This window comes from Desulforamulus hydrothermalis Lam5 = DSM 18033 (assembly GCF_000315365.1).
Lineage (GTDB): Bacteria > Bacillota > Desulfotomaculia > Desulfotomaculales > Desulfotomaculaceae > Desulfotomaculum > Desulfotomaculum hydrothermale.
Genome location: NZ_CAOS01000015.1, coordinates 72,828 through 85,899 on the forward strand (window position 1 = coordinate 72,828; position 13,072 = coordinate 85,899).

Sequence of the window (13,072 nt, forward strand, 5' to 3'; positions counted from 1 at the left end):
AAACAAAGTAAGGTGGTTTTATGATCCCCTGTCGGCGACTTGTCGAAGCACCGGCAGCGGCAAGATTTCGCCTCACCGGCAGCTTCCGGCCGGCCTAATGGCTCCTTTCGCTCAGCCGGCCGGAGAACCGAAAAACCACCTGACAGTTCTCATAACTTTATCTGCAATTAAATGATTAACCCCGGATATACATCCTGGTTAAGATAGTGGGAAAGATCAGAGCTGTTGATGCGCACCACTCTTTTTTTACAGTCAGCCGTTCTTTCCGCCAAAACCGGAATCCCTGCCACCGAAATTGACTCATAGGAAGGGTATTCCTGCCGGTCCAATCCGGCCAGTACTTGTTCGGCCGGCAGCGGTGTCCAGAGAATCATTGCAATATGCCCCCTTCTTTACCTTTGCCACTTTCTATCAATCTTTTCAATTTACCCAAGGCTTTTCCAACACCGCCTACTTCATCAATTAAGCCGTATTCCACAGCTTCCTTGCCAATCACCACCGTACCGATATCTCTGGCCAGCTCACCGGTTTTAAACATTAATTGCCTAAAGGTTTTTTCAGAAATTTTAGCATGCTCGGTCACAAAACGGATGACCCGATCCTGCATTTTATCTAAATATTCGTAGGTTTGCGGTACACCGATTACCAGGCCGGTAAGCCGTATGGGATGGATGGTCATAGAGGCAGTTGGGGCAATAAAACTATAATTGCCTGCCACCGCAATGGGCACTCCGATGCTGTGCCCGCCACCCAACACCAGGGTCACCGTCGGCTTGGTCATGGTGGCCACTACCTCGGCAATGGCCAGGCCGGCTTCCACATCTCCGCCTACAGTATTAAGTATTATTAATACACCTTCCACGTTTTCATCCTGTTCTATGGCCACCAGCTGCGGTATGATATGTTCGTATTTAGTGGTTTTATTCTGGTTTGGCAATACAATATGGCCCTCAATTTGCCCAACAATAGTAACACAATGAATATTACTTTTAATATTTTCCGGCACGGTCGGTGTCCCCAGTTCTTTGATATTTTCCAAAGTTCCTTTGGCCTGTCCGGTAACTCTCCTGGGGGTACTTGGCGTCCCGGGATTAGGTTGCGGATTACCGGCCGGGCTTGCCGGGGGCGTATGAGGAAGTCCGGGCGGCTGCAGCGGATTGGGAGCTGCCGGATTGACGGCTATCTGCCCAGGTTGGCGGCTGGCAGAACGTTGTTTCATGCGAAAGAGTCACTCCTCTTATTTTCTGTCCTGGTACTAGTATGCTTATGTCCGCCCCTCCTAATACCATTAAAATTAGATAATGTGGCAAAAACAGGAGACTTATCTCTGAATCACTGAAAACAAGCGGCCGGCAGGGGATCATAAAACCATTGACTTAACTTGTTTGACAACCTTTGTCGACTGCTCTGAAACACCTCAGAAACTAAAAACTCCCGTCAAGCGGGAGTTTTTGTTTATACTTCCATGATGATCGGTAAGATCATGGGCCTTCTCCTAGTTTTTTCATACAAAAATTTGCCTAAATCATCCCTGATTTGTGACTTAATGCCTGCCCATTCGGAAATCCCCCGGTTACAGCACTTGTCCAGGGCAATTTTTACCTTGGCTTTAGCCTCTTCCATAAGAATTTCCGATTCACGCACATATACGAACCCTCTGGAAACAATATCCGGCCCGGCCAGTACCTGGTTGTTTTCTTTATCCATGGTCACAACCACAATTAAAATACCGTCCTGCGACAGCTGTTTTCTGTCCCGCAAAACAATGTTGCCCACATCGCCAACACCCAGCCCGTCCACCAGCACCCTGCCGGAAGTTACCCTACCGGTCATGCGTCCCTGCTTACGGGTAAATTCAAACACTTGTCCGTTTTCGCCAACAAAAATATTTTCGGCAGGTATCCCCAGTTCCCTGGCTAACTCAGCATGTTTTTTCAACATGCGGTATTCACCGTGAACCGGGATAAAAAACTTAGGCCGCACTAAATTAATCATCAGCTTTAGTTCCTCTTGACTGGGGTGACCGGACACATGGATACCGGAAACCGCTTCGTAAATAACTTTCGCTCCCAGCTTAAAAAGTTGATCAATAATGCGGGCCACCAGTTTTTCGTTACCGGGAATCGGCGTAGCAGAAATAATTACAGTATCGCCGGGCAAAATGTCCACCTGGCGGTGATCCCCCAGGGCAATACGGGTTAGAGCAGACATGGGCTCGCCCTGACTGCCGGTAGTAAGCAGGACAACCTTATTTTTGGGCAACCGGGCCGCTTCATCCAATTCCACCAGGGTGCCCGGCGGAATTTGTAAATAACCAAGTTCGCTGGCCACTTGCATTACATTAACCATACTCCGGCCCACCACAGCCACATGGCGGCCGTACTTATGAGCCATAGTAATGGCTTGCTGCAGCCGATGCACATTAGAAGCAAAAGTGGCAATAATAATTCTTTCCGTGGCATTGCGGAAAGTTTCATCAAAGGTATTGCCTACTACCCTTTCAGACATGGTATAACCCGGTCGTTCAACATTGGTGCTGTCCGACAGCATAACTAATACGCCCTTTTCGCCCAGGGCCGCAAATCTGGGTAAATCGATCACTTCACCGTCCACAGGAGTTTGATCGATTTTAAAATCACCTGTATGCAACAAAGTACCTACCGGTGTATGTATGGCAATGGCCATGGCATCCGGTATGCTGTGAGAAACCCGGATAAACTCACACTTAAAGGGGCCTATTTGAATAATATCCCTTGGTTTTACGGTATTCAGCTGAACCTGGTCCAGCATGTTGTGTTCCTTCAGTTTACCTTGAACCAAACCAAGGGCAAGTTTGGATCCGTACACCGGCACATTGATTTGCCGCAGGACGTAAGGCAGCGCTCCGATGTGATCTTCGTGGCCGTGGGTAAGCAGTATGCCCAGTACTTGTTCTTTGTGTTCCAACAGGTAAGTAATGTCCGGGATGACAATATCAATACCCAGCATTTCTTCTTCCGGAAACATTAAACCACAATCAATAAGTACAATATTTTCCCCGAATCTCACCGCAGTCATGTTTTTACCGATCTCGCCTAATCCCCCCAGGGGAATTACAGCCAGTTTAGGTTCTTTTGCCAAAACCGCACCTCCTATGATCTGAAAATATCAATATAATCAAATGAAAATAAGCAAGCCATTGTCATTTTCGGTGAGAAACCAGGAGAAGGCGGGGAAAATATTTAATTGTACGTTGTTGTGGATCCGTCCCTTAAACCTACGCATACAATTATACTCAAATTAATTCCTAACGGCAATATGATTACCCAGAAGTGCCAAAAAAATACAAACAGGACACATGAGGGTGTGTCCTGTCAGATGAATTATAACAAACCGGTGTTTTGCATTACATTTTTAACCGACTCAATTTCATTTCCGGTGGCCTCTACCAGAGGTAACCGCACCCCTCCCACGGCAAACCCTTTCAGGTTTAGTGCAGCTTTTACCGGTACCGGATTGGTGGTAATAAATAATCCTTTAAACAGCGGGTACAGGTTTTTATGCATATTGGCCGCCAGGGTAGTATTGCCGGAGGTGTACGCATCAATCATTGCTTGAATTTGCTTGCCGGCCACATGGGCAGCCACACTGATCACGCCTTTGGCCCCCAGGGAAAGCATAGGCAAGGTCATGGAATCATCACCGCTGTAAATGGCAAAATCCTCGGGCAGCAGACTGCGCAATTCAGATACCTGATCGATATTGCCGGCGGCTTCTTTTATGGCTGCAATATTGGGCACATCCTTCGCCAGTCTGGCCACCGTGGACGGCAGTACGTTAATCCCGGTACGCCCCGGTATGTTATACAGGATAACCGGCAAACTGGTGCTCTCTGCCACCGCCCGAAAATGGCGGTAAAGCCCTTCCTGGGAAGGCTTGTTATAATAGGGCGCCACCAGCATTACACCGTCACAGCCAACTTTTTCGGCCTCTTTGGTTAAGGCGATGCTACCTGCTGTATCGTAGCTGCCGGTGCCCGCTATCACGGTCGCCTGCCCCCCCACTTCTTCTACCACGGCTTTGCATAAATTAATTTTTTCTTCTTTACTAAGGGTGGGCGACTCGCCGGTGGTACCGCACACCACCAAACCGTCCGAACCGTTTTCCACCAAGTACCTGCTTAACTTTTTGGCCTGGGCGTAGTTTACCGATAAATCCGCATTAAACGGGGTCACCATGGCAGTAATAACCCGCCCGAAATCAATGGCAGTCATTGACTTTCACCATCCTTAATTTAACTTATTTCACCACCTACAACTGTTGGTCTTTTTCTTTATGTCCCAGTTCAAACTTGCGGTGCAAGGCACGAATGGCTTTGTACATATCTTCTTTCTCTACCAATACCCAGATGGTTGTATGAGAATCGGCAGACTGTAAAATTTTAATACCTTCTTCACTAAGCGCCTGCACAATACGGGCCATTACCCCCGGCACCCCGGTCATACCTGCACCTACGGTAGAAACCTTGGCACAGTTAGGTTTTAATTGCGGTTTAATACCAAGATTTTCCAATACGGCCACAGCCTTAGCCGCCATTTCATCTTTTACCGTAAACATAATGGTTTCCGGGCTGACATTGATAAAATCAACACTAATATCCGCCAGGGCGAGGGCTGTGAAAATTCGCCGGGCCGGCTCATCTACGGCCAAATCCGGCAGGTTAATTTTAAATTGGGTGACACCGGCAATGTGGGTAACGCCGCTGGCCAACCGGTCTCTGGTAATATCTATGGTGCCATATACCTCGTGATGACTGGTAACCAGGGTACCCGGTGTACCTGAAAAGGTGGAACGAACCCGGAGGGGTATGTTTTTTTGCATAGCAATCTCGACCGCCCTGGGGTGAATGACCTTGGCCCCTTCATGGGCTAGCTGGCAAATTTCGTTGTAGGTTACGGTATCCAAAATGCGGGCATCTTCCACAATGCGGGGGTCCGCCGTCATAATTCCTTCCACATCGGTATAAATATCAACGCATTCTGCATTAAGGGCTACCCCTAATGCAGCAGCTGTCGTATCACTGCCCCCGCGTCCCAAAGTCGTAATCTCGCCTTGTTCGCTGATACCTTGAAAACCGGCCACTACCACAATTTTGCCCAGTTCGGCATATTTAATAATATTTTGCGGGTCCACCCGGATAATCCTGGCATCATTATGATTGCCATCAGTAATAATACCCGCCTGGGCGCCGTTTAAAAGAACCGCCTGCCTGCCCATCCCCTGCAGGGTATTTACCATGGCAACACCTGAGATAATTTCCCCGCAGGACATTAACATATCCATTTCCCTGGCCGGCAGATCGCGGTGAATGGACAGCACAAAATTTAATAAGGTATCAGTAGCATATGGCTCTCCCGCCCTGCCAATGGCCGAAACCACTACCACCGGCAGATATCCTTCGTCAGCCGCAGCAATAATCCTGCTGGCTACCAGCTCTCTTAACTCCTGCGTCACCAGGGAGGTTCCGCCAAATTTCTGCACAAGAAAACGCATACTATTTCTTCTCCAGTAAGCAGTCATATTTTAGTAACAGTTCCGCAATCTGCACCGCATTGGTGGCAGCACCTTTACGGATTTGGTCCCCCACCACCCAAAGATTCAAACCGTGGGCAATTGAGTTGTCCTCCCTGATGCGTCCCACAAAAACCTCATCCTGATGAGAGGTGTACAGCGGCATGGGATAAATATTGTCAGCAATATCGTCCTGAACGATAACGCCCGGTGCTTGAGCTAAAATTTCTTTTGCTGCGGCGGCAGTTAATTTGCGTTCAGTTTCAATATTAATTGACTCTGAATGACTGCGATAAACCGGCACTCTGACAGTGGTGGCAGTTATTTGAATGTTGTCATCATGCATAATTTTTCTGGTTTCTTTTACCATTTTCCATTCTTCTTTGGTATAATCCATATCCTGGAAGACATCAATATGGGGAATTAAGTTAAAAGCAATGGGGTGGGCAAATTTTTTCGGTGGATGCTCCCTGCCCTCCAGCACTGCTTTCACTTGTTCAGTCAACTCTTCAATGCCTTCTTTACCGGCGCCGGACACCGCCTGGTAGGTAGAAACCACCACCCGCTTAATGCCGGCTGCATCGTGCAGGGGTTTCAAAGCAACCACCATTATGATGGTTGAACAATTTGGGTTAGCAATAATCCCCTTGTGCCATTTTACATCCTCTGGGTTAACTTCGGGCACCACCAGGGGTACCGCAGGGTCCATCCGATAATTGCTGCTGTTATCAATTATAACACAGCCACGTTCCACAGCCGCCGTACCAAACTCCAAGCTGGCTTTGCCGCCTGCAAACAGCGCAATGTCCATATCGGTAAAGGAATCCGGAGTAGTTTCTTCAACAACATATTTCCGGCCCCGGAACTCAATTTCAGTTCCCGCCGAACGGGAAGTAGCGCATAGTCTTAAATTGTTAACGGGAAAATTGCGTTCATCCAATATATTTAAAATTTCCTGTCCTACCGCTCCGGTTGCACCGACCACAACCACATTGACTTTTTTCAATCTTCCTTTCCCTCCTAAAAGATATAGAGTTTGATACCCCGCTCCGGAAGTTAAGGCTGCACTAAAATAGGCTGAATTTGTTTCCCTTGCAAGGCCTGTTCGATCGTATCGATAATCAAATCCATGCGGCTTTTCAGGGAATTGGGTTTTCCGGTGGGACTATCCTGACCAAATGGTACCATATAAACATTCTTGGTGTTAAGAAGTAAACCAAGATTTTTTGCATTTATACCTAAACCGTCATTGGTAGAGATTGCCAGCACCACCGGACGTTGATTTCTCAAATGGGCTTTGGCTGCCATTAAAACCGGTGTATCGGTAATTCCGTTGGCTAATTTAGCCATAGTATTGCCGGTACAGGGAGCAATCACCACCACATCCACCAGTTTGTCGGGACCGACCGGTTCAGCGCCGCTGATACTGTTGATCGGCTCTTTACCGGTAATTTGTTTTAACAGGTCACGCCATTTTTGCACTGTGCCAAAACGGGTGTCCATAGTATCCACTGCATAACTGACGATGGGCAAAACCTCTGCCCCCTGATCAACCAGCTCTTGAATTCTCGGCATCACTTCATCTAAAGTACAGTGAGATCCAGTCAGGGCAAAACCAATACGTATGCCTTTTAAACGCATATACCGCACCTCCGTAAGCCACTCCTTAATGTCCGTTGCGTTCTAACTCCTGTGCCAACAGAGAAGGGATCACCTTTGATAAGATTTGACCGGCAGTTTTCGGGGCCACTTTACCAGGCAGGCCCGGGGCCAGTAAAGCTTTAATGCCTAACCTGGCGGCGGCTTCAAAATCGGTGCCGCCCGGTGGGGAGGCAACATCAATAATTACTGCGTCCTCCCTGGCCTTGCTTAACAGGCTGTTATTCAGCACCAGAGCCGGTACGGTATTAAAGATAATGTCTGCCCTGGCAATGGCATCCGGCAATTCCGGGAAAGATAAAGGCTCCATACCCATCTCATACACCCTGGCCCGGTGAGCTGCTGACCTGGCAACCACTGTTACCTTTGCCCCCATGCCTTGCAGCAGCCTGGCCAGGCTGGCGCCGGTACGACCAAAACCCAGAACAAAGGATTTGCTGTTATGGATGGTAATATCTGTATTCTCCATGGCCATTTGAACAGCGCCCTCTGCCGAAGGAATAGAGTTAAGTATAGCTACCTCGTCCAGATCCAGAACTGTGATCAGTTTAACATTGCTGCGCTGGACCATGTCTTTCAGCATTGGCCGGGCAAAACCCACAAACACTGGGGTACGGGGAGGCAGCTTTACCAGTAATGCTTCCGAAAGTACCAGAGGCTTTTCTTGATAAACACAATAAAGGTTGCCTTTTTCCAAAATACCGGGTACCGGCAGGATTACTGCTTGAACATCCGCCAGTGCTTCATCAATGCTCCCATACAGGCTGACATGCGGAGGATCTTGTTTTACCGGCAGGCCAACCACCCTCACATGCGCACCAAGGCGAGATAAGGTGGAAACCAGTACAATTTCCCTGGCGTCACCACCCAGGACGGCCACCTTGACCCCCTTCAAGTCGGGCTGCATGATATCCCTCCTCTCAACCATCTATGACACACTACATGATATGAGTGTCCTGAGGGGGTGGTGCTTGTACCTGCGGTCTTAAGGCAGGTGCGGTAATATCCATATTTAGTTATTCAAATAAAAGATTTTCCAGTCCATAAACCAGATGATCCAGGTTCATAACCCTGCGAATGGCCAGAATAAGCCCGGGCATAAAGGACTCTCTGGAGATGGAGTCATGACGAATGCTGAGTGTCTGGCCAAGGCCGCCAAAAATCACTTCCTGGTGGGCAACAAGCCCCGGCAGTCTTATACTGTGAATACGCATGCCGTCAAAGTTGCCTCCCCTGACCCCGGCAATTTTTTCAAACTCACTGGGCATGCCCTGGGATATTTGTCCCCTGACAGCAGCAACGGATTCAGCCGTTTTTACTGCCGTACCTGATGGAGCGTCCATCTTTTGATCATGGTGCAGCTCAATAATTTCCACATGAGGGAAAAACTTGGCCGCCTCGGTGGCAAACTTTATCATTAACAGAGCACCAATGGCAAAATTTGGTGCAATCAATCCCCCCAGGCGCCGTTGGGCAGCTAATTGTCTAAATTCTTCAATTTCCGCGGTATTCATACCGGTAGTGCCAATTACCGGTCGTACACCGGCATTAATGGCTGTTTTAATGTGTCTTTGCACCACACCGGGACGTGTAAAATCAACCAGGACATCAGGCTTTACATCCCGCAGTACTTGTTCAAGATCGCCGGCAACCACAATATTTATGTCCGGTTGGCCGATAAATGTACCGATGCTGTGGCCAATTTCTTTACTGTCCACCGCCCCTACCAGTTGCATTCCTTCAGCCTTCACAATGGCCTTGCAGGATTCCAGCCCCATTTTACCGAGAGCCCCTGCCACAACTGCTTTAATCATAAAAACACCGCCTTTTCATAAGTACATGAGATTTTTTGCTTAATTATTGCATTTTATTATCTATTACCACATTTATGCTTGTCAAGTTCAAACAAAAAAACCCCATAGCGGGGCACTGCAAGTGGTTTTATAAAATTCTACCGGGCTTTTAATACTTGTACCTGGAGAAAAATTGATTGCCATAATTCAGTTCTACTATGATTATTTCCTCGCCAATCTTGCGGATACTTTCCCAGGGAATAACCATTTGTGGTTTATCCGTCCACATATTAATTAAGTTGGTTTTTTTGGGTAAAATAATGGAACAAATGGCTCCCGACTCAATATCAATGGTTACATCAGATTCACCGATAATCCCCAACCGTGCTCCATTATGAATATTTACTATTTCTTTTCCAATTAACTCACCTAAACGCACCGCTGCCACACCCCTTATCTGAACTTTAACCTTTGCCACCCTTTTTTCAGACGGCTGAAAAACGGACTGATGATGGCCAGGATAAAGGATACCGCTGCCATTGGCTCCAAACTGACCGCCGCAATATTAACCCTGGCCGGCACATCAATTTCCAAGAAAGTTTTTAACATGACCAAGGATAAATAAATACCGCCGGCAGTGCCCACCAGGCCCGCCAGTGACTCAGACAAAGGTGAGGCCTTGCTCTCTCCGATGACATCCCATTCTTTACGATAACGGCTCATTCTCATACGTTCCCGCAGGGATAAAACCACCAACACAGCAGCCAGCAGACCCACTGCCATACTCTCTGCCAAATTCATCCACCTCCCTGCTACATCATATGAAGGTGGTGGACAAATATGCCTAAAAGAAAGTCCCCTGGTCACAGGGGAAAAAATTAATCTTTTAAGGTATCCAGAACGTTTTTCAAATCACCGCAATCCTGCCAGGGCCCTATAGCCGCCATGGCAAAACACTCCGGTTGGAACAGCCGGGCAGCCGCCCGCTGGGTATCTTCTACAGTAACCCGGTTTAGTTTAGCTACAATTTCTTCCGGGCTATATACTTTACCTAAATAGAGTTCAGATTTACCAAGCCGGCTCATATGTGTATTGACACTTTCCAGTGACAATAATAAATTGCCTTTCAACTGATCCTTGGCTCTTTGCAATTCTTCCCTGGTTACACCGTTCTTTTTAATGTCTTTGATTTCTTTAAAGATCAGTTCCATGGCTTGATTAACATTTTGCCTGCTAAGTCCTGCATAAACACCAAAAATACCGGTGTCGTAGTAAGAGCTGTGGTAGGAATAAACCGTATAAACCAGTCCCCGCTGTTCTCTGATCTCTTGAAACAACCGGGAAGACAGCCCGCCGCCCAGCACGGTATTAATAACCTGGACAGTATAAACAAGGTCGCTGTCTAAACTGACGCCCGGCGCCCCGATGACCATATGTACTTGCTCGGTTTCTTTATTGCGGCAGTTTACCTGGGAGGTATGACGGGGCTTTGCCAGCTGCCTGTCAATTACACTACCCTCTAAACTGCCAAACAAGGGTGATAGCTTTTCGACCACCTGTTGATGAGCAATATTGCCGGCTACCGAAATGACCATGCGATTAGGCTTATAGTGATCTTTCATAAAGGAGCGCAAATCCCGGTAGTTTAAAGACGATACGGTTTCAGAGGAACCAATAATTGGTCTGCCCAAAGAGTGACCGGACCAGATGGTTTTTGCAAACATGTCATGCACCAGTTCATCCGGGGCGTCTTCGTACATCTTAATTTCTTCCAGGATGACGTTTTTTTCCCGCTCCACATCCTGTTCAGATATCTTGGAATGGAACAACATATCGGTCAGGATGTCTACCGCCAGGTCAAAATGTTCATCCAACACTTTGGCATAGTAACAGGTGTATTCTTTGGTGGTAAAGGCGTTTAATTGCCCCCCCACGGCATCCAGCTCTTCAGCAATCTGCTTGGCTGTGCGATGTTTGGTTCCTTTAAACAGCATGTGCTCAATATAGTGAGAGATGCCGGCCTGGTCATTACTTTCATCACGGGAACCCACATCCACCCAAATACCGATGGCAACAGAGCGGACATGCGGTACCTGTTGAGTCAAAATTCTTACTCCGTTTGCTAGTACTTCTTTTTGGTAAAACATTACAACACCTCCTGGCAGCACAATAAACCTATCTTTCGCCAATTATATACAAAATCCTTTTCCTTTGGCAAGTGTTCAGAAAACCGGCAATAAATATTGAGATCAGGCCATAACGATAATCATTGTAAGTATGCCCTTCCCTTGAATATATTAATTACCTGTTATCTCATTTTGGTCCGGCAAGTCAGCGATTAATTCGCCTACCGTGACAAATTGATACCCCTCTTTTTTCAACAGTTTGATAATTTCCGGCAGCGCTTTAACAGTAGGGGCTGTTGGATGCATCAAGACAATTGCGCCGTTATGAGCTTTTTCTACCACCCGCCTTACCATCACGTGCGGTGCCGGCCGTTGCCAGTCGATGGTGTCAATGCTCCATAAAATAAAGGTATAACCCTGTTCCTCAGCAGCTTTTAATACCGCCGGACCTCTTTCCCCGTAAGGCGGCGCATATAAGCGGGGACGCTTATGAATGGTATCATAAATCAACTTTTCGGCTCTTTGCATATCTTGCAGATTGCCGGCCTTGGAAAGCCTGTCAGGATGGGGATGGCTATAGCCGTGAGAACCTATTTCATGTCCGGCTGCATCAATTTTTTGCAACAAATCAGGAAAATCTCTTACCCAGGTGCCACCTACAAAAAAAGTAATTTTAACCTGGTGATCCGCCAGCACTTCCAGCATTCTGGGTATATATTCTTCTCCCCAAAACACATTACAGGTCAAGGCAATCTTTTTTTCCCGATCACTGCCCCGGTAAACCGGAGCAATGGTTCTTTCATATTTTTCCCGGCTGGCTAAAATGCCTAAACCCACCAAAAACATAATAATGAGCAGCCACAAGAAAACTTTATAAACAGGGCCCCGGCGTATATAAAATATCCGCATATCTTCCCCCCCAAAAAAGCACTCTTTTCAATCTCTATGCTGGCGGGGAGAAGATTATATCTTATTTACAACAGCCTGCTTGTCCCCAAAATATAACCCCCTTGCACCTGTTGCAAGGGGGCTGGTTGAAAGCACAAGGTCTTGTTCGCCGCAAATAAATTTTTTGTTCAACGGTTCGGGCTGTTGGTTCGTCAACCGTTTAGTAAGCAAACACATGGTTGCCTATTTTATTAACTATTGGACGGCTCCACACCCACCGGCTGGTGGCGGTTTGCGGATTCCAATAGTAAAGCGCTCCGCCGGTAGGATCCCACCCTTTGATAGCAGCATTTACTGCCCGGAAAGCAGATTCATTGGGTGTTAAATAAAATTGCCGGTCGTGTACCGCTGTAAAGGCCCAGGGCTGAAAAATAACGTCCTGCACGGTACGGCCAAAAAGTCCGGATTGCAGGCGGTTTAATACCACCGCCGCCACCGCCACCTGCCCTTCAAAGGATTCTCCTCTGGCTTCGCCGTGCACAACTCGCGCCAGGTCATAAATATCCTGACGGGAAAACTGCAGGCCGCTGCGTGATGCTGCAGCTGCCGTCCTGGGCCGTTGTGCTTGATTACCGCTGACCTGAGCAATGATGGCCGAGGCGGTCTTTTTTCCCACCACTCCGTCTGTTTTTAAGCCGTTGCGCCACTGAAAATTTTTTACTGCGTTAAAGGTCTGCCAGCCGAACTTACCGTCTAAATCGCCAACCGGATAACCCAGGTAATCAAGGTTTTTTTGCAGCTGCCAAACATCATAGCCGGACATGCCTAACTTTAATGTTCTGTCACCTAAATAGGCAGCGGCATCATTAACAGGCATAACAAAAAAGCACACTGCGCACAACAATGCTATAATTCTTGTTAAGTTATTTACACTCATTGCTGTCACTCCTTTTAAAGCAAAGCTTATAAAATAATACAACGTTATTTTACCTATTCTTTAGGAGTAATGGCAAAGAGTGTATCAGCTGTTATATCAAGATAACCGCATGTCATGTC

Annotated in this window: 14 protein-coding genes; all 14 read right to left on the minus strand. The window is 47.4% G+C overall.

Annotated elements, in window-relative coordinates; translation table 11 throughout:
* Positions 1–167: 167 nt before the first annotated feature.
* On the minus strand, positions 168–374 hold the full coding sequence (locus DESHY_RS12880; protein WP_008413413.1) for a YlzJ-like family protein: 207 nt from the start codon (positions 372–374) through the stop codon (positions 168–170).
* Entirely contained in the window at positions 371–1,219 is an 849-nt protein-coding gene (locus DESHY_RS12885) for a ClpP family protease (RefSeq protein ID WP_008413415.1), read from the minus strand. The genes DESHY_RS12880 and DESHY_RS12885 overlap by 4 nt, the downstream gene beginning before the upstream one ends.
* Positions 1,220–1,455: 236 nt before the next feature.
* Positions 1,456–3,120 (minus strand): ribonuclease J, encoded by a 1,665-nt coding sequence (locus DESHY_RS12890; protein WP_008413417.1) that lies wholly within the window; start codon positions 3,118–3,120, stop codon positions 1,456–1,458.
* 242 nt (positions 3,121–3,362) lie between these two features.
* Positions 3,363–4,253, minus strand: a complete 891-nt coding sequence (gene dapA / locus DESHY_RS12895; RefSeq protein ID WP_008413418.1) for a 4-hydroxy-tetrahydrodipicolinate synthase — start codon at positions 4,251–4,253, stop codon at positions 3,363–3,365.
* 37 nt (positions 4,254–4,290) lie between these two features.
* Entirely contained in the window at positions 4,291–5,532 is a 1,242-nt protein-coding gene (gene dapG / locus DESHY_RS12900; protein WP_008413419.1) for an aspartate kinase, read from the minus strand.
* Between the two features lies 1 nt (position 5,533).
* Entirely contained in the window at positions 5,534–6,556 is a 1,023-nt protein-coding gene (locus tag DESHY_RS12905; protein WP_008413420.1) for an aspartate-semialdehyde dehydrogenase, read from the minus strand.
* 50 nt (positions 6,557–6,606) lie between these two features.
* The gene (locus DESHY_RS12910) at positions 6,607–7,191 is read right to left on the minus strand and encodes a dipicolinate synthase subunit B (protein WP_008413421.1); all 585 of its coding nucleotides are present in this window, start codon (positions 7,189–7,191) and stop codon (positions 6,607–6,609) included.
* A gap of 25 nt (positions 7,192–7,216) precedes the next feature.
* The gene (dpsA, locus tag DESHY_RS12915) at positions 7,217–8,116 is read right to left on the minus strand and encodes a dipicolinate synthase subunit DpsA (protein ID WP_008413422.1); all 900 of its coding nucleotides are present in this window, start codon (positions 8,114–8,116) and stop codon (positions 7,217–7,219) included.
* A 109-nt stretch (positions 8,117–8,225) separates the two neighbouring features.
* Positions 8,226–9,023: a 4-hydroxy-tetrahydrodipicolinate reductase gene (gene dapB, locus DESHY_RS12920; protein WP_008413423.1), complete on the minus strand. Its 798-nt coding sequence runs from the start codon at positions 9,021–9,023 to the stop codon at positions 8,226–8,228.
* 148 nt (positions 9,024–9,171) lie between these two features.
* Positions 9,172–9,441, minus strand: a complete 270-nt coding sequence (locus DESHY_RS12925) for a YlmC/YmxH family sporulation protein (protein ID WP_048818167.1) — start codon at positions 9,439–9,441, stop codon at positions 9,172–9,174.
* Between the two features lie 14 nt (positions 9,442–9,455).
* The gene (locus DESHY_RS12930) at positions 9,456–9,803 is read right to left on the minus strand and encodes a hypothetical protein (RefSeq protein WP_008413425.1); all 348 of its coding nucleotides are present in this window, start codon (positions 9,801–9,803) and stop codon (positions 9,456–9,458) included.
* Between the two features lie 77 nt (positions 9,804–9,880).
* On the minus strand, positions 9,881–11,149 hold the full coding sequence (locus DESHY_RS12935) for a M16 family metallopeptidase (protein ID WP_008413426.1): 1,269 nt from the start codon (positions 11,147–11,149) through the stop codon (positions 9,881–9,883).
* A 150-nt stretch (positions 11,150–11,299) separates the two neighbouring features.
* Positions 11,300–12,037 (minus strand): polysaccharide deacetylase family protein, encoded by a 738-nt coding sequence (locus DESHY_RS12940; protein ID WP_008413427.1) that lies wholly within the window; start codon positions 12,035–12,037, stop codon positions 11,300–11,302.
* A gap of 199 nt (positions 12,038–12,236) precedes the next feature.
* Positions 12,237–12,953 (minus strand): spore cortex-lytic enzyme, encoded by a 717-nt coding sequence (sleB, locus tag DESHY_RS12945; RefSeq protein WP_008413428.1) that lies wholly within the window; start codon positions 12,951–12,953, stop codon positions 12,237–12,239.
* Positions 12,954–13,072: the final 119 nt, after the last annotated feature.